The sequence below is a fragment of the Bifidobacterium sp. H6bp9 genome (assembly GCF_032193695.1).
Lineage (GTDB): Bacteria > Actinomycetota > Actinomycetes > Actinomycetales > Bifidobacteriaceae > Bombiscardovia > Bombiscardovia kimbladii.
In genome coordinates this window covers 354826-378542 of record NZ_JASTZY010000001.1, presented here as the reverse complement: position 1 = coordinate 378542, position 23717 = coordinate 354826, and the positions used below count along the sequence as shown (strand labels likewise).

The window sequence follows — 23717 nt, the reverse complement described above, 5'->3', positions numbered from 1 at the left end:
CGGTCCGGTAAGGAGAAAGTAAGTGCCCAAAGCACGCGTGTATGAGCTGGCCAAGGAATTTGGCGTAGACAGCAAGACTGTTCTGGCGAAATTGAAGGACATGGGCGAGTTCGTCAAATCCGCATCCTCCACGGTCGAGGCCCCTGTGGTTCGTCGACTCAAGAACGCTTTCCCTCAGAAGGGACAGGGCGACGCTGGCCAGGCCGCTGCACGAAATGCCCGGCCAGGCAGCCCTAATCATGGAAGCGGCCAGGGTCAGCATGGCCGCCCGCAGTCCGGCGGCACCCACCAGTCCACGCCTGGGCCCAAGCCCGGACAGGACCATCGGCCTTCGGCCGGTGGCGACGCGCCACGGGGTCAGCAGCGTCCCGGTGGCCACTTCCCTAAGCCCGGTGCCCCCCAGGGCAACCGCCATGAGCATGAGCAGCGCAACCAGTCCCGTGGGCCCAAGCCTTCAGCCATGGGCAGGCCCGGACCCCAGGGGTCGCGCAACAACGGTCGTCCCGGCGGATCCAACGCTGCAGCAGCGCGTCATGGTGCACGGCCGGGAGCATCCACGCCTCGTCCAGGCAACAATCCTTTCAGCCGCAAGCAGGGGATGAAGGCTCCCATGCCTTCGGACATCCCCAGGCCGCATCCTATGGCCAGGCCCACCGTCAACGACTCCCGCAGGGGCCGGGGCGGATTCCGCAACGGTCGTGGCGGTCGTTCCGGGCAGGGCGCCCGTCCAGGCCAGTGGGGCCATAACCGTCCAGGCCAGCAGACGCATCAGGGCGGCACCCGTTTCGGCGGCGCTTCGTCGGCACCCTCAGGCGGCTTCCGCGGCGGTTCAGGTCGCGGCGGTCGTGGTCGCGGCGGCGCTGCCGGAGCCTTTGGCCGCCAGGGAGGCAAGTCCTCCAAGGCCCGCAAGAACCGGATGGCCAAGAGGCATGAATTCCAGGAGATGAAGGCACCCGTCATCGGCGGCGTGCGTATCCCCGCTGGCAATGGGCGTACCGTCAAGCTGCGCCAGGGCGCCACCCTGGCCGACCTGGCTGACAAGATCAACGTCAACCCCGCTGCCCTGGTCACGGTGCTCTTCCACCTGGGCGAGATGGCTACGGCCACCCAGTCCCTGGATGAGGCAACCTTCCAGATTCTGGGCGACGAGATCGGATGGAAGATTCGCATCGTCTCCGCCGAGGAGGAGGACAAGGAGCTCCTTCAGCAGTTCGACATCAACCTGGACGAAGAACGCGAGGACCAGGATGACAAGAACCTGCAGCCCAGGCCTCCGGTGGTTACGGTCATGGGCCATGTCGACCACGGCAAGACCCGGCTGCTGGACACCATCCGCAAGACCAACACGACCACCCAGGAGGCTGGTGGCATCACCCAGCGCATCGGAGCCTACCAGGCCACGGTCACCCTGGACGGAGAGAATCGCAAGATCACCTTCCTGGACACCCCTGGTCACGAGGCCTTTACGGCCATGCGTGCCCGTGGTGCCGAGCTGACGGATGTGGCTGTCCTGGTGGTGGCCGCGGACGACGGCGTCATGCCGCAGACCGTGGAGGCCATCAACCACGCCCAGGCCGCCCATGTGCCCATCGTGGTGGCTGTCAACAAGATCGACGTCGAGGGAGCCAATCCCCAGAAGGTGCGCGGTCAGCTGACCGAGTTCGGCCTGGTATCCGAAGAGTATGGCGGCGACACCATGTTCGTCGACATCTCCGCCAAGCTGGGCACCAACGTAGACAAGCTCCTGGAGGCCGTCCTGCTGACTGCCGACGCCGATCTTGACCTTCGGGCCAACCCCGACATGGACGCTCGCGGCGCCACGGTCGAGGCCCGCTTGGACAAGGGCCGTGGAGCTGTGGCCACTGTGCTGGTCCAGCAGGGGACCCTGCATGTGGGCGATGCCATCGTCGCTGGATCGGCCTATGGCCGTGTGCGCGCCATGCTGGACGAGAACGGTAGGCAGATGGATGCCGCAGGCCCGTCCACGCCCGTGCAGGTGCTGGGGCTCACCTCGGTGCCCACCGCCGGCGACCTCTTCCTGGTCGCGCCCGACGATCGCACCGCTCGTCAGATCGCCGAGAAGCGCGAGGCTTCGGCCCGTGCCGCTCAGCTGGCCAAGCGCCGCAAGGTGGTCTCCCTGGAGAGCCTGAAGGAGCAGTTCGCCAAGTCCGAGGTGGACATGCTCAACATCGTCATCAAGGGCGATTCCTCCGGCTCGGTCGAGGCCCTGGAGGACTCCCTGATGAAGATCGAGGTATCCGACGAGGTCGGTATCCAGGTCATCCACCGGGGCGTGGGCGCCATTACCCAGAACGACGTCAACCTGGCCACGGTCGACAAGGCCGTCATCATCGGCTTCAACGTCCGGCCCAACCGGCAGGTCCAGGATCTGGCCGACCGCGAGGGTGTGGAGATCAAGTACTACTCGGTCATCTACAACGCCATCGAGGACATCGAGGCGGCGCTGAAGGGCATGCTCAAGCCGGAGTACGAGGAGGTCACCACCTCCCACTCCGAGATCCGCGAGATCTTCCGTTCCTCCAAGTTCGGCAACATCGCGGGCGTCATGGTCCAGGACGGCACCGTCAAGCGGGGCACCAAGGCTCGCATCGCCCGCAATGGGGTGGTCACCATCAACGACCTGGAGATCTCCTCCCTGCGCCGGTTCAAGGACGATGTCAACGAGGTGTCCGAAGGCTATGAGGCTGGCATCAACCTGGGCTCCTTCAACGACATCGAGGTCGGCGATATCATCGAGACCTACGAGATGCAGGAAGTGGAACGCAAGTAGAGCCTGTCGGCCATCCGACTGTGCGTCGGAGGGTTTGTGGCGATCCGCCCCGGTCCGGGTACTCCCTGGCCGGGGCGGATGTCCATGAATGCGACGATTAGTCGCAGACGGTTCGAGAAAGGAATCATGATGGCTGGAAATCCCCGCGCTGTACGCATAGCGGCCCTGATACAACGGGTCGTGGCCTCTGCGCTGGAGTCCCAGATGCACGACAAGCGCCTGGCAGGGGTCACCGTCACTGAGGTTCGGGTCACCAACGACCTGCAGATAGCCAAGATCTACTGGACCCAGCTGGGTCGGTCCGGTCATGAGGCCGGGGAACGCAAGCGCGCCCAGCAGGCCCTGCGGCAGGCCTCCGGCAGGCTGCGCACCCTGGTCGGCGCCCGGGCCGGTCTCCGGCTGACGCCTACGCTGCGCTTCATCTACGACGAGGTGCCTGCCGAGGCGACCGAGATCGAGGATGTGCTGACTGCGGCCCGTCACCGGGACGAGGCCATGGCCAAGGCCCGGGTCAATGCCAGCTATGCCGGCGACCCCGACCCGTACCGGCATGACGACGAGGAAGAGTCCGATGGGTCGGGCTCCGCCCCTGACGAACCTGCGGCAGAGGATACGGATGAGGCCGACCGCTGAGCCGTCGGACGGTATAAAGTCCGGTGCTGGTGAACCGACCTCGGGCATCATCCTTGTTGACAAGCCGAGCGGTGTGACCAGCCATGACGTGGTGGCAGCCGTCCGGTCCAGCCTCGGCATGCGCCGCGTAGGCCACGCTGGCACCCTGGATCCCATGGCCACCGGTCTGCTGGTCATTGGATTCGGACAGGCCACGCGGCTGCTGACGGTCATCGTCGGCCATGACAAAACCTACCGCGCCACCATGCGCCTGGGGCTGGGCACCACTACGGACGACGCAGACGGGAATCTGCTGCCGGTGCGTCCTGGAGCTGCGCAGAGGGTGGACGAGCTGACAGCCCAGGGTCTGCAGGATTTGATTGATCGCTGCTTCACCGGCTGGATCGACCAGGTGCCGGATGCCTTCTCCGCCATCAAGGTCAAGGGCAGGCGGGCCTATGACCTGGCTCGCGCAGGCCAGGAGGTCAAGCTGGAGCCCAGACGCATACGGATTGCATCCTTCCGTCTGCTCGACTTTCGCCGTGTGGATCTGCCCGACCAGGGCACCATAGTGGTTGATGCGGATGTGGAGGTTACCTGCTCCAGCGGCACCTACATCCGGGCCCTGGCTCGCGATCTGGGCGAGCAGCTGGATCTGGGCGGCCACTTGACTGCTTTGAGACGGATTCGCGTGGGTCCCTTTGACTTGGAGAATCCCGGCCTGGCGTCTACGGTTGCGGGCGGTCATGTGGTTCCTCACACATACCGGAACCGACAAGGTCAGACGGTTGTCCGCAGTCGTATGGTCCTGGACCGCGACCGGCAGGCGATCTTGGATGGCTCGCTTGACCTGGCGCAGGCAGCACGCATGACCATGCCCGCTCTGAACCTGGATGCCGGCCAGGCTGCCAGAGTGGCCAATGGTGGATTCCTGGATCTGCCGGTTGCTGGGCCCACGGCTGCCCTGGCCGGACCTGAGGGCAGGCAGCGTCTGGCTGCTATCCTAGTGCCCAGTACACGAGGCGGGGCCAAACCGGATGTGGTCTTCCACCCCGAGTCCTGAGTGTGCAGGCTCGGGTTGAGCCCCAGGGTCTTGCCAGGGTGCGACGGTGGGCATACAGTGCTTAAGGAATTTTCGGCGCCCGGGTTCGGGGGCCGCCATGACTAAGTGATGGGAAGCGGATGAAGGTCAGCCAGGTCAGCCCGGATGAGTCGGGCATTGTCAGTTGGCCGGGAACCTTGGGGGCCCGGTCCAGTGTGGTCACCATCGGTGTCTTCGATGGCATGCATCGGGGTCATCAGGCCCTCCTGCGCCGGGTGGTCGAGCTCGCGGCCAAGGGCCAGGATCGGCCCATGGCCCTGGTCTTCGACCCCAGTCCCAAACTGGTCCACAGCTACGCCGACAGCCATGACATGGTTGAACCGCCCTCGGATCTGATTCGCCATGACCCTGATCAGATCATGCCGATGGAGGAGCGCTTGCGGCTCATGGCCCAGCTGGGGCTGGAACAGGTTGTGGTGGTGCGATACACACTGGCCTTTGCGGCCAAATCCTATCGGTTCTTCCTCAAGCAGCTTACCGAACGGCTGGCCATGCGAACCCTGGTCTTGGGCCGTGATGCGCGAATGGGCGCAGGGCGAAGCGGCGACATCGGAGCCATCGGCGCCCTGGCAGACACCGGACTGTTCAACCTGGAAGTCGTGGACGACCAGGGCCCCGGCGACTGCACGCTGCCTGACGCTGACGGCCTGGAGCGACATCAGGTCAGGGCTTGGAGCAGTACCCACCTTCGGCAACTGATCCAGGACGGTGACGTGGATACGGCCTTGGATATTCTGGGTCGGCCTCACATGGTTCAAGGCACAGTGGTCCATGGGGAGCAGCGGGGACGCCGCTTGGGATTTCCGACTGCCAATCTTGCGTCCGACAGCCAGGGGATGATGCCCGCGGATGGTGTCTATGCGGGCTGGCTGGTTGACCTGGGACTGCCTATGGATCCCATGGCCACGCCGGAGGGCCGTGAGGGTCGGCTGGCTCAGGGATCGCCCTGGCGGATGCCTGCCGCTATCTCCATCGGCACCAAGGAGACCTTCTTGGCCCCGGGTGAGCATATGCCACAAGTTCTGGAAGCCAACGCCGTGCGGCCGGATTGGGTGGACCTGTACGGCCACCGGGTTCGCGTGGAGTTTCTCAGCCGTCTGCGCGGTCAGAAGCGGTATGCGGGCGAGGACCCCCTCAAACAACAGCTGGCCTTGGACGCCGATCGCACCATGGGGCTGACCAAGGCGGCAGAAAGAGCGTTTTCCGCCAACTGAAGACTGCAGGAATCTGGGAGCTCACAGCCCTCGGAAGTGACTGAAGAACTCCCTGGTGCGAGGATTCTCGGACTCGTCCATGACCTCTTGCGGCGTTCCGTTCTCGGCGATGACACCGTCCAGCAGCAGAACCACCCGGTTGGCTGCATGATGGGCGAAACTCATTTCGTGGGTGGCCATGAGGATGGTGGTGCCTCCGGCAGTCAGCTCGGAGACCATAGCCAGGACCTCGCCCACCAGCATGGGATCCAGGGCTGAGGTGATCTCATCCAGCAGGAGCAGTTCCGGGTCGGTCATCAGAGCTCGGGCGATGGCCACCCGCTGCTGCTGGCCGCCGGAGAGCTGGTCGGGGTATGCTCCGGCTTTCTTCCTCATGCCGATCCGGTCCAGCAGTTCCAGGGCCCGCTCTCTGGCTTCTTCCTTGGGCATGCCATGAACCTTGACGGCCCCCAGGGTCACGTTTTTCAGGACGTTCATGTGGGGGAAGAGGTTGAACTGCTGGAAGACCACGCCGATTCTGGCTCGGCAGGCATCCTGGTTGATCCGCGGATCGGTGATGTCGGTGCCGCCCAGCCAGATCCTTCCGTCGTTGACAGTCTCCAGCAGGTTGATGCACTTCATCAAGGTGGACTTGCCCGACCCGGATGGGCCCAGCAGGGCCACGGTCTCATGGGGCATGATGGTCATGGAGATGCCGCGCAGGACCTTGTTGCCACCAGGGTAGGTCTTTCGAACATTCTCCAGACGGAGCACCGGCTGGTTCTGTTCGGCGCCTGCCTGTTCGCTCATACCATGCCTCCGCTCTGTTCGCGCTTGCGCAGCCGGTTGGAATACCAGTCGTTGAGAAGAATGAAGGGGACCGAGGTGGCGATGAAGAGCACCGAGGCCACCACGTATGGAGTGAAGTTGTAGGAGGTGGCCACGATGATCTGGGCCGCTCTGACCGCGTCCACAGCCCCTAGAACCGAGATCAGTCCCACGTCCTTCTGCATGGAGATGAAGTCGTTCATCAGTGCCGGAGCCACCTTGCGCAGGGCCTGGGGGATGACGACCAGACGCATGGTCTGCCCCGAGGTCAGGCCAAGTGAGCGTGCCGACGCCCTCTGGGAGGGGCCGACGTCCTGGAATCCTGCCCTCAGCACCTCGGCGATGTAGGCCGAATAGGAGAGGATGATCGCCACAGTGCCCAGCAGGGCTGCCGGAATCCGGTTGAAGATGGCCAGCCCGGGAATGCCGAAGCCGATCAGGTAGAGAACCACGATCATGGGGATGCCTCTCATGATCGTGGTGTAGACCTGGGCCAGCACCCGCAGGGGGAAGAGCAGCGGGTTCCGGCTGGTGCGGATCATGGCCAGCAGGGTGCCCAGCAGTGCCACGCCGATGACTGCAAAGAAGAGGACCTCCAGATTGAGCCAGAGCCCCTGGAGGACCTTGGGGAAGGCTTGGGCGAAGTAGGCACCGGAGAAAAACGACTGCTTGACCCGGGGCCAGCCAGGTGAGGCGTGCAGACCCAGGGCGATCAGCAGGGCCAACACCAGCGTGCTGGCGATGCTGATCGCCACAGAGCGCAGATTCTGTCGACGCCCGTAGCGTTCCCGTTCCCGTTGGATATCGCTGACCGCGTCCTGTGCCGAGGTGGCCATGAACGACAAGGTTTCCTTTCTTCTCTCAGCCCAGCATGGGCAGGGAGGTGTAGACGTGCAGCCACTGCTTCTGCAGCTTGTCCAAGGTTCCATCCTTCTTCAGGGCCGTGACAGCCTTGGAAGCGGCAGGGGTCAGCTTGGAGCCCTTGGGCAGGACTATGCCCATGCCCTCCGGGTCCTGAGAGCCCTTGATCTGCCCGAGGATTTTGGCGTTCTTGACCTGTCCGGAATCGACCATGGTCACGGCTGACGGGGTGTCCACGACCAGCGCGTCGATCTGATTGGCATCCAAGGCCTGGGACGAAGCCACGTCGTCGTTGAAGGTGTCGATGTCAGGCTTGACCAGTTTGTGAGCCATCTCGTAGGAGGTAGAGCCGACCATGGCTCCTATCTTGGCGTCCTTGATCTGGGCAAGGGAGGTGGCGGAAGCATACGGAGAGTTTTTTCTGACGACCAGCGACTGGGTGGAGTTGTAATAGCTGGGCGTGAAGTCCACAGCCTGCCGACGCTCCGAGGTGATGGAGAACTGCTGGATGTTCAGGTCGTAGTCCTTGCTGCCCGGGGCGATGGCGGCATCAAAGGTGGTCCGGGTCCAAGTGACGTGCGCCTTGTCGAAGCCCATTTTCTCTGCCACAGCGTAGGCCACGGCCGCCTCGTAGCCCTTGCCGGATTCGGGCTTGTTGTCCTGCACGTATGGGGCGTAGGCCGGATCTCCGGTGGCAATGGTCAGGGTGCCGGGTTTGATGGTCTGCTGGGTGATGTCCTGCTTGTCTGCTGACTGCCCGCTATTGCTCGATGAGGAGCCACAGGCCGCGCCGGCCATGAGCGTGACTGTCGTGAGTGCGGCCGCCGTCAGCCTGCGTATGGTTTTCCGGGTGAAGATGGTCATGCTGATCTGCTCCTCGCGATGATGATGGGTGTCGGTCTTCCGGCGACTCCATCCTAGTCCGGCAGGTTAACGAGTCGGCAGGTGAGCGCCATAGGGTGCGATAGGGGACCAGCGGCCGCTGGCTCAGACCAGTCCCAAGGCCTCCAGGGCCTCGGACAGATAGGTGACCTCGACCACTTCCAGTCCCTGAATGGGCTTGCGGCCTCTTGAATGCCGGTCGGGCGGGACCAGCGCTCGCGTAAATCCCAGACGGGCGGCCTCCTGCAGCCGGTGGTTGAGCTGAGGCACAGGCCTGACCTGCCCGGTCAGCGATATCTCGCCCATGGCACAGGTCGTGCGCAGGATGGGCCGGGACTTGGCTGCACTGGCCAGGGCGGCCACAATGGCCAGGTCGCATCCGGGCTCCTTGGCCAGCCCGCCGGCGATGGTGGACACATACAGGTCCCTTGTCAGCAGGTTGACCCGGCCGTGACGGTAGAGCACAGCAGCCAGCATGGCCAGGCGGTTGGCATCGATCCCGTTGGTGTTGCGTCTGGGCGTGGGCAGAACCGAGGAGGTGACCAGTGCCTGGATCTCGATGGGCAGGCTGCGGTGGCCGTCCAAGGTGAAGGTCACACAGGTGCCCTCCACCTCCTGCCCGGCCGTGGACAGGAAGAGCCCGGTGGGATCGCTGACCTCCTCGATGCCCTGTTCGCCCATGTCGAAGCAGCCCACCTCGTCGGTGGGGCCGAACCGGTTCTTGACGGCCCTCAGCAGGCGCAGGGCGGTCTGGGAGTCGCCCTCGAACTGGCAGACCACATCGACCAGATGCTCCAGGGTCCGCGGCCCGGCTATGGAGCCGTCCTTGGTCACGTGGCCGACCAGGAGGATGGGGATGTCGTGCGACTTGGCCATGTCGATCAGGCTGATGGCCACCTCACGCACCTGTGTGGAGCCTCCGGAAATGCCGTCAACCTGGTTGGAGACGATGGTCTGGGCGGAGTCCACAATGGCCAGCGCCGGCTTCTCACGCTCGATCAGCCCCAGCACCGTGGCCAGGTCGGTTGTGGAAGCCAGCAGCAGCGAGTCCTTGAGGGCCCCCACCCGGCTAGCCCGCATCCGCACCTGGGCCTGGGACTCCTCGCCCGACAGGTAGAGCACCTTGCCTCCCTGGCCGCCCCGGCCGGCTACGCGGCCGGCTGTCTCCAGCAGGAGGGTGGACTTGCCTATTCCCGGCTCGCCGGCAAGGAGGATGACCGACCCGGGTACGATGCCTCCGCCCAGCACTCGGTCGAACTCCTCGAATCCTGTGGGGATGCGCTTGACCTGGTCCGTGCCCACCCTGGTGATGGGCCGGGCCAGGCCGGTCTTTGGAGGCGCAGGCGCCGTATGGCTGCCTCCTGAGGAGGACAAGCCCCCTCCTGCACCCACGCGGGCTTCGTGGAACTCTTCGATGGTTCCCCACTGGCCGCATTCCGGGCAGCGTCCGAACCACTTGCCGCCGGTCCATCCGCACTCCGTGCACACGTATTGCGTCGTCGTCTTGGCCATACCTGCACGCTATCGGGATTCAGGGACGAGGGCCCGGGCTTTCACGTCATCTTCGCAGTGCCGACACCCCTCCCATGAGAGAATGGAGGCATGGCTGACAATCCTTCTGCACCCCTGTCCTCTTCGCCCGATTCCTCTGCGCATGCCCGGCAACGCCGTCGACGTATAGGCGTGGTCATCGCCCTGGCTGCGGTAGTGGTTCTGGTGCTCCTGTCGGCCTTCGTATGGCCGCACTGGGCGGTGCGCAGCCAACAACCAGACGCACAGGCTCAGACCTCCGCTTCTTCCCGTCCCTCCCAGGCCAGTCCAAAGGCCACGGCGGCGCCCCTGCCGGACTCGGCCTCGGAGCTGCTCAAGGCCATGCCTGACACAGTGGGCGGCTTCGCCCGAGTCAAGGCTGATTCCGACAGCGAGTGGAGCACCCGTACGCCTATAGAGGAGTACAGCCTGGTCTACTCCACCGGCAGATCGGGCGGGGACGTGACCCTCCACCTGGCCCAGTGGTCCAGGAGCGAGGATGCCAAGGCCCTCTACGACAGCCAGTCCACAGGCATGTCCGGCAAGGAGCTGGCCTCGGGCAAGGTTCGCAGCGGCGGCACGGTCACCGGATCCTACCTGGAGAAGGCGGATGGTGACGACGAGCACAAGGCGCTGGTCATCTGGCAGAACGACACGGTGGTCTTACGCGCTCAGGGTCAGCGGACGGCGCTGGAGGCTTTCTATAAGGCCTTCCCGCTCTGATCGTCCCCCAAGCGGTGTACGATAAGCAAGTTGGACACTTCCAGGTAACTAAGGATCGGAGGCTCGGATGGGTTCTGTCATCAAGAAGCGCCGCAAGCGGATGAGCAAGAAGAAGCACCGCAAACTGCTGCGCAAGACTCGTCACCAGCGCAAGTAGCTCTTTATGGCTTATGGCCCGCTAGGGCCGACGAAGCCCCCCGCATCGATTGGACGCGGGGGGCTTCGTGTATATCCGTCTATTTTTCACTTGTTGGCGTTGGTCATGACCCTGGGACCATTGGGGTCGCCCACGATGACTGTGTCAACCATGTTGAGGAAGAGACCGTGTTCCACGACGCCCACGGTAGTGATCAGGTCCTGAGCCAGATCCTGAGGGTGCTCAATCCGATCCAGATGCAGGTCGATGATGTGGTTGTGCTCGTCGGTCAGGACCGGCTGTCCCTGGCCGTCCAGCCGCAGTACCGGGTTATAGCCGCGCTCCTTGAAGCGGTCCAGGACGTGGCGCTCGCCGAAGGGGATGACCTCCACCGGCAGGGGGAAGCGGCCGATGGTGTCGACCACCTTGGACTCGTCCACGATCCAGACGATCCTTCGAGAGTTGACGGCTACGATCTTCTCCCAGAGCAGGGCTGCGCCGCCGCCCTTGATGCCGTTGAAGTCCTTGTCGACCTCGTCGGCACCGTCGATGGTGACGTCGATGTGGTCCACCTGGTCGATGTCGACGATACGGATTCCGTAGCCTTCAGCCTGCTCCTTGGTACGCCGAGAGGTGGTCACGCCGGTGAACTCCAGGCCCTCTTCCTTGACGCGTCGTCCAAGCTCATCCACGAAGAACCGAACCGTGGATCCGGTGCCCAGCCCGGCGGTCATGCCGTTCTCGACCAGCTTGGCTGCCTCGATGCCGGCGGCCTTCTTCAGTCTGTCCTGCTCGGTCTTGTCCATAGACGCTCCTTCATGCCCGCCATGCCCTTAACGGCTGATATCCGCGGGTCTTGTTCGTTCAGGTTCACTCCAGTGTAGACGATGGCCCTTGACGGTCCATGAACAGCTCAATCCTTGACTTCGATGGCATGCAGACGGAATGGGGCCTCCTGGATGTTCACGTAGCCGTCAGGGTCGATGGCGGCGTCCAGATCAATGCTGCCGACTATATGCAGGTCCTGTCCGGTGAACATGCTGCTGCCAGACGGAGGAGGCGTGATGCGGATCCGGCCGCTGGCTCTCAGCCCTCGAGCGCCGGAATTCTTGGTCTCTTGATCAACCGTGTCGGTGTCCGAAGTATCGTTGAAAGCCGGCGAGGGGTTGTCTTTTTGATCATCGGCTATGTCAGAAGCGGGCGTGTCATTGATGGCTTTAGACGGCACGTCGTCCCGCTCATCTGCTGCTGCGGCCGGCGACCCTGAGAATGTTGCGGCTACGGACTCGGCTTGCTCGGCATCCACGGCCTCGGATTCGACGGCGGTTTCGGCCAGGTCCTTCTGCTCTTTCTGGTCCAGGCGAACCTTCTTGCGGCCAAGATCGTCCAGAACCTGGGGTCCTCCGTCCAGCTCCTCCTTGACTGTGGACGGCACCTGCGTGCCCTTGGCGTAGGGGGAGGCCAGCAGTGATCGCCAACCCTCAACGGGCAGACAGCCTTCCCGATCGCCTTTGCCTGCAGCTGTGGCGTAGCCGCGGGCCAAAGTGTCCACTTTCTCGTTGAAGGTGTCGCCGGCGTGGCCCTTGACCCAGACAAACCTGACTGATCCCGGCCGTGCCTGGATCTCCCGATCGATAGCCTCGATCAGAGGACGGTTCTTGACCGGCTTACCTTGGGAGTTCTTCCAGCCCTTCTTCTTCCACCCGGGCACCCAGGTGGTGGAGCAGTTGATGGCATATTGGGAGTCGGTTTCGATGACCAGCGGGCGCTCGCCTGGGTGGGCACGCAGCGCCTGCAGCACGGCGCATAGCTCGCCGATCTGATTGGTGCCGTTGCTTGCGCCGCCTGCATCCGCGTCGCCGCCCTCATGATCGGCCCAGGCCCAGCCCATGGGGCCGTTGGGATTGCTCAGTGCGCTGCCGTCGGTCGAGACGACCAGATTCTTGTCATTGGTCATGATTCCAGTCTAGACAGGGAAACAAAGAACCCTCGTGCCAGCGATGGTCTTGTCTGCAGTTCAGCCCAGGGCCTTGGCGACCACCTGGTCGGCGTCGTCCAGAACCTGATCCAGGGCCTCGGGGGAAACGAAGGATTCGGCGTAGACCTTGTAGATGTTCTCGGTGCCGGAGGGGCGGGCGGCGAACCAGTTGTTCCGGGTGGTCACCTTGATGCCGCCGATTTTGGCCCCGTTGCCCGGGGCTTCGGTCAGCTTGGCAGTGATGGGCTCGCCGGCCAGGGTGGAGGCCGTCACATCGTCGCCGTTCAGCCGGGCGAACTTCTGCTTCTGCTCCAATGTGGTCGGGGTGTCCACCCGCTTGTACCAGCTTTGGCCGAAGCGCTCCACCTGCTCCTGGTGGAGCTGGGCCGGGTTCTTTCCGGTCTTGGCTGTGATCTCGGCAGCCAGGAGGTCGGGGATCAGCCCGTCCTTGTCGGTCGTCCAGACGCGGCCGTCCCGACGCAGGAAGCTCATCCCGGAGCTCTCCTCGCCGCCGAAGGCCACCTCTCCCTTGAAGAGGGGGTCGACGAACCACTTGAAGCCCACAGGCACCTCGATCAGCCTGGCGCCTATGGAGGCAGCCACACGGTCGATCAGGGAGGAGGAGACCAGGGTCTTGCCGATGCCGGCGCCCTTAGGCCATCCGGGACGGTTGCCGGAGAAGAGGTATTCCACGCAGACGGCGATGTAGTGGTTGGGGTTCATGACCCCTGTTCCTGGGCAGACGATGCCATGCCTGTCGGCGTCCGGATCGGTGCCGCCCACCAGGTCGTAGGAGTCCCAAGCCCCTGCATTCAGGCGATCCACCAGGCCCTTCATGGCATAGGGGGAGCTGGGATCCATGCGGATCTTCCCGTCGTGGTCGATGGTCATGAACCGCCAGGTCGGATCCACCTCGGGGTTGACGACGCCGATGTTCAGCCCGTACTTTTCGTTGATCAGCGGCCAGTAATTGACCGAGGCCCCGCCCAGCGGATCGATGCCCAGGCGGACCCCAGAGGATCTGATCAGGTCGAAGTCGATAACATTGCCCAGGTCGGCCACGTAATGTTCCCGGTAGTCGAAGCGCTCCACCAGGTCGGATTTGATGGCATCTTCAAAGGGGATCCGCTTGACCCGCCTGTAGTCGCCCAGGAGCTCGTTGGCCCGTTGCGCTATGGCATTGGTGGTTTCAGCCGGAGCCGGGCCGCCTGTGGGCGGGTCATACTTGAATCCGCCGTCGGTGGGCGGGTTGTGGGAGGGGGTGACCACGATGCCATCGGCCAGATCCTTGCCGGAGAAGCGCTGGGTCCCGTCGGCCGCCCGGTTGTGTGTCAGGATGGCCTGAGAGACGGTGGGGGTGGGAGTGTAGTCATCATTGGCGTCAATGCGCACCCGTACGCCGTTGGCTGTCAGGACCTCGATAGCGGTCTTCCAGGCGGGCAGGGAGAGGGCGTGGGTGTCGCGGCCCAGATAGAGCGGTCCGGTGACTCCATCCTTGGCTCGCTGTTCGGCTATGGCCTGGCTGATGGCCACAATATGGGCCTCGTTGAAGGAGGTGGTCAGGGCGGAGCCACGATGCCCGGAGGTGCCGAAGGACACCCGCTGGGAGGGCGTGGAGGGGTCGGGGATGAGATCGTAGTACCTGCCGATCAGATCGTCGACGTTGATCAGATCTTTGGGGCTGGCAGGCTTGCCCGCGTTCTGTGCTGTCATGGCTCCCATCATGCCACCCCGGCATGAGAAAGCGTGCAGATGGGGGAACAGACTCCTTCGGTCTCAGTCGGACTGGGGAACCCGCACGTTCAGAGCCCGGTGCTCCACGCTGAGTGCGATGTGGCAGGTTTCGCCCAGAATGTCGCCGTCCACCTGAGCCAGGGCGGGCTTCTCCAGACGGATTTCTGCCTTGGTCCCCTGCAGCTGGACGATGGTGGAGTTGGTCGACAGGGGGCTCTGGCTGGCCTTTCGGGTGATGGTCTGATGCATGACGTCTCCGAAGAGATTGGCCCAGCCGATCAGGCCAGCGGAGGTGTCGATGATCTCGAAGTCCAGGATGCCGTCTTCGTAGGAGGCGTCGGGCATCAGGGAGAATCCTGGAATCTCCCCGCAGTTGCCGGCCATGAAGGTGCGGAAGGTCACCGAGGTGTTGGTCTGTGTGACCTGGTCGGGCCGGGTGATGGTGATGTCGGCTGTGTACTTGGGCGCGAACAGATGTTTGGCGCCGCTGATGAAGTAGGCCAGCCAGCTGACCGTCTTCTTCAGATTGGGATCGGTGTCATCAATCATCAGGGCGTCGAAGCCGATGCCGGCGATGATCAGGAAGGCATGACCACGGCCTTGTTCCTGATCGTCCTGGTCCAGCAGAGCCATGCGGCCCACGTCGACTTGGGTGGATCCGTACGAGGTGGCCACGGCCAGGGCGGCGTCCAGATCGCCAACGGGAATGCCCATGTTCCTCGCGAAGAGATTCCCGGTCCCTATAGGGATGATGCCCATGACATGGTCGCTGGATGCCATGGCGCTGGCTACGGTGCGTACGGTCCCGTCCCCGCCCACGGCAACGACTACGTTGGCTCCGCGCTCCAGTGCCATGCGGGCGCAGGCCTTTCCGTCCCGATCCAGCTGGGTTTCGATGAAGCTGAATTCGCGGATGCCCTTGTCCCGGCAGTATTGCTGGATGCGCTCGCGGGCAGCAGCGGCCTGGGGCTTGGAGGGGTTGATGACGAAAGCATAGCTGAGCTGGTCGTCATCCCGGGCCAGGATCTGCATGGCGAACCTATGCCGTCTTTGGGCGCGGATGATCAACACCACTGCTGTGACGACAATGGCCGCCACCGCCAGGATGCCGAGGATGACGACCGCTGGAATTGGCATGACTCCATTTTGCGCGTGGTGTCGACCCGAACCCCTTGGGTGTGTCCGACGTGAACGAACCCTCTACAGCAATCACGCTGACAGTATGAGCTGATTGAGTTATGAAAAGCGGAAAGTTATGATGTCATTCGGTCCATGTGGTCCCTTCGGCCTGGAGCTGCAACGGCTTCGTGCGCTGGAAGTCCGGGAAAGCCCGGGGGTATGGGAAGAGGAGGCAGGCATGGATAAGTACAAGAGCGTGTTCGACATCATAGGACCCATCATGATTGGACCCTCCAGCTCGCACACAGCCGGGGCAGTGGCCATTGGACGGGTTGGGCACATCCTTGCCGGCGGTGTCCCCAGCCGTGCCGACATTCATTATTATGATTCTTTCGCTCGCACGCACAGCGGCCACGGTACCGACTATGCCATCATCAGCGGCCTGCTGGGTTTTGCGCCGGATGACTCCCGGGTGCCGGATGCCATCGGCATCGCCCGCAGACAGGGCATGGATTTGACCTTCCACGAGGAGGACGAACCCAGTCCCATCGACCACCCGAACACCGCCGTCCTGGACTTGCAGGGCCCAGCCGGTCGGGTGATCTACGCGGCTTGTTCCATCGGAGGCGGAACCATTGAAGTGCGGCGTATCAACTTGGACGGCTGCTTGATCACTCCTCCAGGGCTGCTGCCCATCCTGTTGGTGGAACTGGATGAATCCGACAAGGGTTCCGGTCGGCGCTTGGAGGGCATACGCGATCTGCTCCGGGAAGAGGGCGTGACCAAGCAGACCAGGTATGAGCCCGCAGGTCCGGCCGGCATGGCAGTGTACGAGTTCGATTTGGACAATCCGCTGTCCAACCAGCGGCAGCAGCAGATCGCCGATCACTCGTCCCGGATGATTTATATCGACTAGGAGGCATGGCGCATGTTCACTTCGATCGCTGAACTCGTGAGTATGGCTAAAGAGCGCGGCTCGTCGATATCTGAAGTGGCCATCGACGAGGAAGTGCGGCGTTCGCGCCAGACGCGTGAGCAAATATGGGCAAGAATGGCCAAGAACCTGCAGGTCATGCAGGCTGCCGTGGCCAGGGGGTCACAGGGCGATGGCGTGTTTTCCAAGACTGGGCTGAGCGGTGGCCAGGCTGCTTTGCTGGAGCATTACCGGAAGACGCGAACCAGTCTGAGCGGCGATGCCATGTTGCAGGCCGTTGAGGCCGCCATGGCCACCAATGAGGTCAATGCGGCCATGGGCATCATCTGCGCGACGCCCACGGCCGGTTCCTCGGGAACCCTGCCCGGAGTGCTCACCGTGCTCAAGAACCGACTGGGGCTGGATGACGATGGGCTGATCCGCTGCCTGTTCACGGCAGGCGCTTTCGGGCTGGTCACGGCCAACAAGGCGATGATCTCAGGAGCTACAGGCGGCTGCCAGGCCGAGGTGGGCAGCGCATCCGGCATGGCTGCCGCTGCTGCGGTTGAGGGTGCAGGAGGCGATCCTGATGCCAGCGCCCAGGCCTTCGCCATAGCCATGAGCAATCTGCTGGGACTTGTCTGTGATCCCGTGGCTGGACTGGTGGAGGTGCCTTGCGTCAATCGCAACGCCATCGGCACTGCCAACGCTTTGATCGCTGCTGACATCGCCTTGTCGGGTGGCGTCAGCAGGATCCCGCCCGACGAGGTCATCGCAGCCATGAAGTCCATCGGCGAAAGCATGCCCTCATCGCTGAGAGAGACCGGCATAGGCGGACTGGCTGGCACTCCCACCGGCAAACGGTTCCGCAAGACTGTATTCGGCAAGTGATGCGTGGCAGACGCATATAAGGGACGGATGGTTCGCGTCTGCCTTCCCACCGCGGCCGGGCCGGTTGCAGCAGAGGCCATGGGACTTGGAAGGAGGTGTGCGGGGCCGGTTTTCGTGTCCCTTGAAAGTCATACAATTCAGATATGTTAGATATCAGGTTCATTCAGGAACATCCGGATGTTGTCCGTGAATCACAGCGCAAACGCGGCGAATCGGTCGAACTCGTCGACGAGGTGCTGAAGGCGGACAGCGAGCGCAGGGCTGCACTCCAGGATTACGAGAGCTGCAGGGCCGAGCAGAAGTCGCTTGGCAAGCGCATGGGTTCGGCGTCTCCTGATGAGAAAGCCGACCTTCTGGCTCGGACCAAGAGCCTGTCCGAGAAGGTGAATGCCTGCAAGTCAGCTTCCGACCAGGCCAACGCCAGGTACACCGATCTCATGTGGAAGTTCAGCAACGTAGTGGAACCCGAGGCGCCGGAGGGCGGCGAGGATGACTACGTGGTGGTCAAGAAGGTCGGCACCCCGCGCGACTTCACCAAAGAGGGCTTCGATCCTAAGAACCACCTGGACCTGGGCGTGGGCGTGGCTGGCATCGACATGCGCAGGGGCGTCAAGATTTCCGGTTCCCGCTTCTACTTCCTGAGGGGGGATGTGGCCCGGCTGGAGATCGCCATGCTGACCATGGCCGTGGACCAGGCCATGGAGCATGGATTCATTCCCACCATTACGCCCACCTTGGTCCGGCCTGAGGTCATGGCCGGCACCGGCTTCCTGAATGCCCATGCCGACGAGATCTACCGTCTGCGTGAGCCTGACGATCAGTATCTGGTGGGCACGTCAGAGGTCTCCCTGGCCGGCATGCACGAGGATGAGATTCTGGATCTGAGCCAAGGCCCGCTGCGCTACTGCGGCTGGTCCAGCTGCTACCGGCGGGAGGCTGGCTCTGCCGGCAAGGACACCATGGGCATCATCCGCGTCCACCAGTTCGACAAGGTGGAGATGTTCGTCTACTGCAAGCAGGAGGACTCCCGTGACCAGCACCAGCAGTTGCTGGCCATGGAGCAGGAGATGCTGGCCAAGGTGGACGTGCCCTACCGGATCATCGACACCGCTGCAGGAGACCTGGGGTCCTCAGCCGCGCGCAAGTTCGACTGCGAGGCCTGGGTGCCCACCCAGGGTCGCTACCGCGAGCTGACGTCAACCTCTAACTGCACCGAGTACCAGGCCCGCCGCCTCAACGAACGCGAGCGGTTGGAAGACGGCTCCACGCGTCCTGTCAGCACCCTGAACGGGACCCTGGCCACCACCCGCTGGCTGGTCGCCATCCTGGAGAACCACCAGAACGCCGACGGTTCCATCGTCATCCCTGAGGCCATGCGCTCCTATGTGGGCGGCAAGGAGGTCATCGAGCCCAAGACCTGGGAGGCCTGAACCGCCTCTGCCGAGGTTGGTCGACATTCCGTTGGTGGTTGGACCAACCTTGATGTCGTATGATGAGTGACGTGCCTGATCGGCACGTCTGATGGACAGGTGTCTGAGCGGCCGAAAGAGACGGTCTTGAAAACCGTTGTGGCGCAAGCCACCGCGGGTTCGAATCCCGCCCTGTCCGCCTGGTGGATGCCCCGGAGCTCATTCCGGGGCATTCTTGTATTCGCTTAAAATCCCGTGTCCGCAGAGCGGTTTGGGCTGGAACCTGGTGCCTACAATGATGGATGGTAGCCATGCGTAATCACGCGAGCCGGCCCTTGGGCGCCGACTCTGCAAGGGAAAGGTCGGGTCGTGGATCAATTCATCGCCATTGTCTCTCTGATCGGGGATTGGTTGCTTTTCACATTCCCTCTCTTCCAGGGGCTGATGGAGCTGCAGGAATATCAGGAGCTCCTGGACGACTTTGATCAGCTCAGCAAGAATTGGGATGAGGTCTCGCCCTGGTGGTGGCTGGTGCCCATCGTCAAGATTCAGCTGGAACGTAAACGCGGGCACGAAATTCTCCGTCAGGCTACCAGGACCAGATCAGAACGTCGACGGGCGCTGAGCTTCCTTGACCAGGCAACTGCCTGGTACTTCGTGTCGGTCGCAGGCTGGCTGAAGATGATCTCCTCCTCTTATGAATTGCTTGAGACATATGATGCCGAAGAGAACATATGGCTGCTGGTTCTCCTTGTCTTCCTGCTGACCTCCGGCGGTCTCTTCAACGCTTACTATCGCATAGACAGAAAGCGGATAGGCCAGAAGGAGAAGGAGCTGAAGCCCGACTCAGAGGTGGCCAACGACTGACGAGATGATCTCGAGACCAGGCAATGACAGCACTGAACCTGCAGCAGCGGATCCTGGCGTCCTGGACGATAGGGGAAAGAAGTCGATGGGTTCGGGGAACAGGATGGTTCCCTTGTCCGTCTGAGAGCATTTGGACGGCTTGGGGACGAATCGGCGCGTCGTACAGCATCCGCCCTTGGACACCATCGACCAGGGCATGGAGCTGGGCACTGCTGACCTGCTGGGGCTCTCTGTAGAAAACCTCTCCAAGTTCCTGCTGCTGGAGGACGCTGGAGGTCTGCTAATACTTCTGGTGTCCAAGGGCATAGTGCGCCCTGATTTGCACCAGGTGCGGGAAGTGGTCGGATGCCGAAGGCTGCACATGGCCTCGGCTGCCACCCTGCACCAGTGTCTGAATACGGTGCCGGGCCGGGTCTCGCTGCTGGATCTGTTGGATCATCAGGGCCAGGTGGACACCGTCGTTCTGGACGGCAACTTGATAGCAACTGATCAACAGACCGCTCTGCCGCTGGGCTCCGACGATGTATCCGTCTGTTTGCCTGCCTCCTGCCTGCCGGAACTTGCTCGGAAGCTGGTATCCCGGGTGTTCATACTGCCGGAGAGTTGAAGTCGTCGACTGGGTCATTGCTTCTGGTCTTTGCCTTGGGGGATGCTGGAAACCGTTGTGTGCGAAGGCGGGAAGGAGCAGGCCGGTGAGGCTGAATCTGTCTAACAGAGGGTCGTCGGCAGATGAAATGGATCAGACCTATCCTTCCGACTCGGTGCAGGCCACAAGGCCGGGTCGTGCCAGCCAATGGCTGGTAGCGTTCAGGGCCGCCTGCTGCGGACTGTTGGTGGGAGTGCTGGTGGTGTTCTACCGCCAGGGCATCGGCTACGGCACTCAGTTCGCTCGATGGGCCTATGCACAGATGCGTGATCGGCCCCTGATGATTCTTCCTTGGCTGCTGGCCGCCCTGCTGGTGGGCCTGGCCCTGGCCTGGATGGTCGGCCGGGTTCCCATGGCCTCCGGTTCCGGCATTCCGCAGGTGGAGGGCGTGGTCATCCACGGTATGCGCATGCCTGCCCTGCCTGTGCTGGGCGTACGATTCCTGGGCGGTCTGGCCTGCGGCATGTTCGGCCTGTCTTTGGGGCGCGAGGGGCCTTCGGTGCAGATCGGCGCGGCCGGTTCCCAGCTGGTTTCCCGAGGATTGCGCCGAGACCGTGTGGAGGAGACCTGCCTGGTGACCTCCGGCGCGGCTGCCGGCCTGTCTGCAGCATTCAACGCGCCCTTGTCGGGGATGGTCTTCGCCCTGGAGGAGATCCACCGGTCCTTTTCTCCAATGATTCTTCTGTCAGCAGCCATGGCCTGCCTGAGTGCTGATTTCATTGCCAAAAACCGTTTCGGCCTGCGTCCGGTCCTGGATTTTACCGCTATGCCCCAGTTGACCATTGCCCAGTATCTGCTGATGATCCCCCTTGGGCTGGTGGCCGGCCTTGTGGGAGCTGCCATGAACCGTCTGCTGCTGGGCGCGCAGAGCCTTTACAGCCATCTGCCCTCGAAGCTGGGACCGGTGATCTCCCTCTTCCTGGCCCTGCCGGTCGGATTGGTGCTGCCTGCTGTCCTGGGTGGAGGCGAGGACCTGATTGGCAAGGCGGAAGGCGTTCGTGAGCTGGCCTGGTCGGTGGCCGCCAACCTGATGGTTCTGCTTCTGGTCAAGATGCTCTTTACGGCTACCTCCTTCGGCAGCGGCGCCCCCGGCGGCATCTTCATGCCCATCCTGGCAGTTGGCACGCTGACCGGATCACTGTGCGGGATGGGTGCGGCCGCTCTGGGAATGCCTGTCAGGATTATTCCAGTCTGCGCGGTCTGTGCCATGGCGGGCACTCTGACGGCCTCGGTCAAGGCCCCCATAACCTCCATCCTGCTGACGGTGGAGATGTCCGGCTCTCTGGTTCATATGCTCCCTGTAGCCCTGTGCGCTTTTACGGCTTTGATGGTGTCCGATTTGCTGGGTGTCCAGCCTATTTACGAGGCTCTGCTGGAGCGTTATCGCCGAGGACGTGCTCCCGATGCTCAGGTTCCTGACAGGGTCACTGTGGAGTTCCCCATAGAGCATGGCAGTCCGGCGGCTGGTCGTCTGCTTGGGCAGGTTCCCTGGCCGCACGGATGTGCCGTAATCGGTCTTCGTCGGGGTGAGCATCGGCTGATTCCTGCTGGTGATCTGAGGTTGCTCGCCGGAGACGGTGTCATCCTGCTCTGTGCCGGTGATCGTCTGGATCAGGCCCGACGGGTCATGGAAAGCCTCTGTCGCTGACTGATGTTCTCTAAAGGATGGTCAGGCACTGCCCGTGGACTGCCACGGCCTGGCTGTTGTTGATGGCCACCATGGGCGCATCGTCGCCGTAGCGGTCCAGAATTTTCCTGGTCACCTCGGCGAAGGGTTCGGAATCAAGGTGGGGGAGGAGACGGAAGTCCACCAGACCCAGCCCGGCGGTGGAGTCCAGATCCGGGGCGGCCGAGCGCGGATCCATGGCATCCAGGAAGCCGATATCGGGACCGGTCACCACAGTGCCAGCCGATTCGCCGATGTAAGGTTTGCCCTGATCCACCTGCTGTCTGATCAGATCAGCAGCACCTGAGCGGCACAGCTCCTGCAACAGAAAGAAGGTGTTGCCGCCGGACAGGTAGATCAGGTCGTCCTCCTCCAGGCTGCGGCGTATGGTCTCTGGATCCGCAGTCGAGACTTCCAAATCGTCGATTTGGCAACCCATGTCGGTGAAGGCTCGACGAGCCTCCTGGACATAACTATCCGAACGCTGTGGAAGGTTGGCCGTGGGAATGAAAGCCACCGTATGATTCTTGGGCGAGCCTTCCAGAAAGGCTGGCAACCTGTCAGCGGTAGCGGAGAATGAGGATGTAAGCAGCAGCCGACGCATAACGGCTCCTTTCATGCCAGGCGGGACTTCCGCCCCGGGCAGGTCGCAAAACGAAAGATCCGACCATTGCTGGTCTCAATATATCCAAGCAATGGTCTTCGCCTAGTGATTGACCGCGTTGTAGGCTCAGATGCCTAGTCTGGGGGCATGGCAAGGCAGCATCAGGAGTTATGGCAGGGATCTGGTCAAGGCGTATCGCGCGACATGTCAGGCGAGGATTTATACAGCGACGACCGCCCCGATACCGTAGCCCCAGGCGGCAGTATTCTCTTCGCTTTGCCCGGAACCCTGGTGGATTGGGACCCGCGCCGAGCCCTGGCTGGGCAGTATCCTGACGGTGTAGTCGATATGGTGCTGGATCCGAATGACCCTTGGGGCTTTGCCTGTGTCAGCAGACAGATCAATCTGGGCGTGGATCCGCAACGAGCTTTGGCCGACTATGAAACCACTCATGGGCCCGCCGTCGCCTGGGTGGTTCGCGTCTGCTTGGAAAACTACACCCTGGCAGTGAAGGGCCTGCTTCCCGGAGCATCCGATCTGCTGGAGGATCTGCAGCGAGCTGGCCTGACCCTTTGGGGTCTGGCGGCAACGACCCGTCAGCTGGCTGAGTCGGCATCCAAGGTCCTTTCGCCGCTCTCTGCCTTGAAGGACATCCTGATCTCGTCAGAGGAGCATCTGGATCTTTCCGATCCGCTCTTCTATCGTCTGGCCCTGCGTCGTTTCGCCATCAGCCCCGAGCATACGATCTTCGTTGATGCGGATCCTGAGCATGTGGCAATTGCTGACAGGTTGGGCATGAAGGCGGTTGTCGTTCATGACATCAGCAGTCTGCATCAGCTTTTTCATCGATGAAGGCGGCAGCGCATGCTCCGTGTAGCAGATGCAAAGCGAAGCTGTGGTAATTGGACGTGCGACATCGATCCCAGTCAAATTGGTTACCACGGTGCCCACCTCTGGTAGGTGATGCTTTGAATATTCTCCATCCGAAGCTCTTTCGGCTTCCAGTCTGTATTATGTGACGCTTATTGATTCCGTTCTCAAACTTCAAACGATATATTCTTGCTTTATTTCTTGAGTTGATCAGATTGTCATAATTTTGCATTGTGCAGGAGCGCAAAGAGCATCGGTGTCAGTTCTGACAGTTACTGATAAGAGTATTGAATGTTGCGATTTCTGATGCGACTAACCGTTGAATTGATTATTGCAACCGGTTGCTGTATTCTTAAGGCGTC

At 62.5% G+C, this 23717-nt stretch carries 22 protein-coding genes and 1 tRNA gene; 14 read left to right on the top strand and 9 right to left on the bottom strand.

All coding sequences use genetic code 11. The features are described 5' to 3' along the window. Positions 1 to 22: 22 nt before the first annotated feature. From infB to QRX40_RS01555, 4 genes are all read left to right on the top strand, one after another. The gene (gene infB, locus QRX40_RS01570) at positions 23 to 2791 is read left to right on the top strand and encodes a translation initiation factor IF-2 (RefSeq protein ID WP_313835843.1); all 2769 of its coding nucleotides are present in this window, start codon (positions 23 to 25) and stop codon (positions 2789 to 2791) included. Positions 2792 to 2920: 129 nt separating this feature from the next. Next, positions 2921 to 3424, top strand: a complete 504-nt coding sequence (gene rbfA / locus QRX40_RS01565) for a 30S ribosome-binding factor RbfA (protein WP_045925129.1) — start codon at positions 2921 to 2923, stop codon at positions 3422 to 3424. Beyond that, positions 3408 to 4466, top strand: a complete 1059-nt coding sequence (gene truB, locus QRX40_RS01560) for a tRNA pseudouridine(55) synthase TruB (RefSeq protein WP_313835842.1) — start codon at positions 3408 to 3410, stop codon at positions 4464 to 4466. Before rbfA ends, truB begins: the two co-directional genes overlap by 17 nt. A 119-nt stretch (positions 4467 to 4585) precedes the next feature. Continuing rightward, positions 4586 to 5719, top strand: coding sequence for a riboflavin kinase (locus QRX40_RS01555; protein ID WP_313835840.1), 1134 nt, complete (start codon positions 4586 to 4588; stop codon positions 5717 to 5719). Positions 5720 to 5740: 21 nt separating this feature from the next. On the opposite strand, the gene QRX40_RS01550 is transcribed toward QRX40_RS01555, so the two are convergent. The 4 genes from QRX40_RS01550 to radA form a co-directional block, all read right to left on the bottom strand. Further along, a complete protein-coding gene (locus QRX40_RS01550; protein WP_313835839.1) occupies positions 5741 to 6508 on the bottom strand; it encodes an amino acid ABC transporter ATP-binding protein in 768 nt (255 codons plus the stop codon). Next, a complete protein-coding gene (locus QRX40_RS01545) occupies positions 6505 to 7362 on the bottom strand; it encodes an amino acid ABC transporter permease (RefSeq protein WP_045924795.1) in 858 nt (285 codons plus the stop codon). The genes QRX40_RS01550 and QRX40_RS01545 overlap by 4 nt, the downstream gene beginning before the upstream one ends. 25 nt (positions 7363 to 7387) lie before the next feature. Next, positions 7388 to 8251, bottom strand: a complete 864-nt coding sequence (locus QRX40_RS01540; RefSeq protein WP_313835837.1) for an ABC transporter substrate-binding protein — start codon at positions 8249 to 8251, stop codon at positions 7388 to 7390. 123 nt (positions 8252 to 8374) lie between these two features. Continuing rightward, complete coding sequence (gene radA / locus QRX40_RS01535; RefSeq protein WP_313835835.1) at positions 8375 to 9781, bottom strand: DNA repair protein RadA; 1407 nt, start codon at positions 9779 to 9781, stop codon at positions 8375 to 8377. Between the two features lie 90 nt (positions 9782 to 9871). Between radA and QRX40_RS01530 the strand changes: the two genes are divergently transcribed. Beyond that, on the top strand, positions 9872 to 10522 hold the full coding sequence (locus QRX40_RS01530) for a hypothetical protein (RefSeq protein ID WP_313835833.1): 651 nt from the start codon (positions 9872 to 9874) through the stop codon (positions 10520 to 10522). 67 nt (positions 10523 to 10589) lie between these two features. After that, complete coding sequence (locus QRX40_RS01525; protein WP_004268639.1) at positions 10590 to 10679, top strand: 30S ribosomal protein bS22; 90 nt, start codon at positions 10590 to 10592, stop codon at positions 10677 to 10679. A gap of 86 nt (positions 10680 to 10765) precedes the next feature. Here QRX40_RS01525 and rpiA read toward each other — a convergent pair whose 3' ends face one another. The 4 genes from rpiA to QRX40_RS01505 all read right to left on the bottom strand — a co-directional run bounded on the left by rpiA (position 10766) and on the right by QRX40_RS01505 (position 15507). Continuing rightward, positions 10766 to 11464 carry a ribose-5-phosphate isomerase RpiA gene (rpiA, locus tag QRX40_RS01520; RefSeq protein ID WP_029678040.1) on the bottom strand — a complete coding sequence of 233 codons (699 nt, stop codon included), beginning with the start codon at positions 11462 to 11464 and terminating at the stop codon, positions 10766 to 10768. A gap of 107 nt (positions 11465 to 11571) precedes the next feature. Then, positions 11572 to 12615 carry a ribonuclease H gene (locus QRX40_RS01515; protein ID WP_198199801.1) on the bottom strand — a complete coding sequence of 348 codons (1044 nt, stop codon included), beginning with the start codon at positions 12613 to 12615 and terminating at the stop codon, positions 11572 to 11574. A gap of 60 nt (positions 12616 to 12675) precedes the next feature. Beyond that, on the bottom strand, positions 12676 to 14349 hold the full coding sequence (gene pgm, locus QRX40_RS01510; RefSeq protein WP_313835829.1) for a phosphoglucomutase (alpha-D-glucose-1,6-bisphosphate-dependent): 1674 nt from the start codon (positions 14347 to 14349) through the stop codon (positions 12676 to 12678). A 63-nt stretch (positions 14350 to 14412) separates the two neighbouring features. Next, a complete protein-coding gene (locus QRX40_RS01505; RefSeq protein WP_313835827.1) occupies positions 14413 to 15507 on the bottom strand; it encodes a diacylglycerol kinase family protein in 1095 nt (364 codons plus the stop codon). A gap of 220 nt (positions 15508 to 15727) precedes the next feature. Here QRX40_RS01505 and QRX40_RS01500 point away from each other — a divergent pair, with 220 nt between their 5' ends. The 7 genes from QRX40_RS01500 (at position 15728) to QRX40_RS01470 (ending at position 21863) form a co-directional block, all read left to right on the top strand. Next, positions 15728 to 16405 carry a serine dehydratase beta chain gene (locus QRX40_RS01500; protein WP_045924788.1) on the top strand — a complete coding sequence of 226 codons (678 nt, stop codon included), beginning with the start codon at positions 15728 to 15730 and terminating at the stop codon, positions 16403 to 16405. A 12-nt stretch (positions 16406 to 16417) separates the two neighbouring features. Beyond that, positions 16418 to 17293, top strand: coding sequence for an L-serine ammonia-lyase, iron-sulfur-dependent, subunit alpha (gene sdaAA / locus QRX40_RS01495; RefSeq protein WP_045924787.1), 876 nt, complete (start codon positions 16418 to 16420; stop codon positions 17291 to 17293). Positions 17294 to 17436: 143 nt separating this feature from the next. Then, on the top strand, positions 17437 to 18723 hold the full coding sequence (gene serS, locus QRX40_RS01490; protein ID WP_313835824.1) for a serine--tRNA ligase: 1287 nt from the start codon (positions 17437 to 17439) through the stop codon (positions 18721 to 18723). Positions 18724 to 18816: 93 nt separating this feature from the next. Beyond that, a tRNA-Ser gene (locus tag QRX40_RS01485) sits at positions 18817 to 18901 on the top strand. 170 nt (positions 18902 to 19071) lie between these two features. Beyond that, positions 19072 to 19569 (top strand): hypothetical protein, encoded by a 498-nt coding sequence (locus QRX40_RS01480; RefSeq protein WP_313835822.1) that lies wholly within the window; start codon positions 19072 to 19074, stop codon positions 19567 to 19569. A gap of 139 nt (positions 19570 to 19708) precedes the next feature. Next, on the top strand, positions 19709 to 20176 hold the full coding sequence (locus QRX40_RS01475; RefSeq protein WP_313835821.1) for a YbaK/EbsC family protein: 468 nt from the start codon (positions 19709 to 19711) through the stop codon (positions 20174 to 20176). 127 nt (positions 20177 to 20303) lie between these two features. Continuing rightward, positions 20304 to 21863, top strand: a complete 1560-nt coding sequence (locus QRX40_RS01470; protein WP_396184243.1) for a ClC family H(+)/Cl(-) exchange transporter — start codon at positions 20304 to 20306, stop codon at positions 21861 to 21863. A 10-nt stretch (positions 21864 to 21873) separates the two neighbouring features. Here the strand turns inward: QRX40_RS01470 and QRX40_RS01465 are convergent, their stop codons facing one another. After that, positions 21874 to 22485 carry a Type 1 glutamine amidotransferase-like domain-containing protein gene (locus tag QRX40_RS01465; protein WP_313835818.1) on the bottom strand — a complete coding sequence of 204 codons (612 nt, stop codon included), beginning with the start codon at positions 22483 to 22485 and terminating at the stop codon, positions 21874 to 21876. Between the two features lie 204 nt (positions 22486 to 22689). Here QRX40_RS01465 and QRX40_RS01460 point away from each other — a divergent pair, with 204 nt between their 5' ends. Continuing rightward, complete coding sequence (locus QRX40_RS01460; protein WP_313835817.1) at positions 22690 to 23337, top strand: hypothetical protein; 648 nt, start codon at positions 22690 to 22692, stop codon at positions 23335 to 23337. Positions 23338 to 23717: the final 380 nt, after the last annotated feature.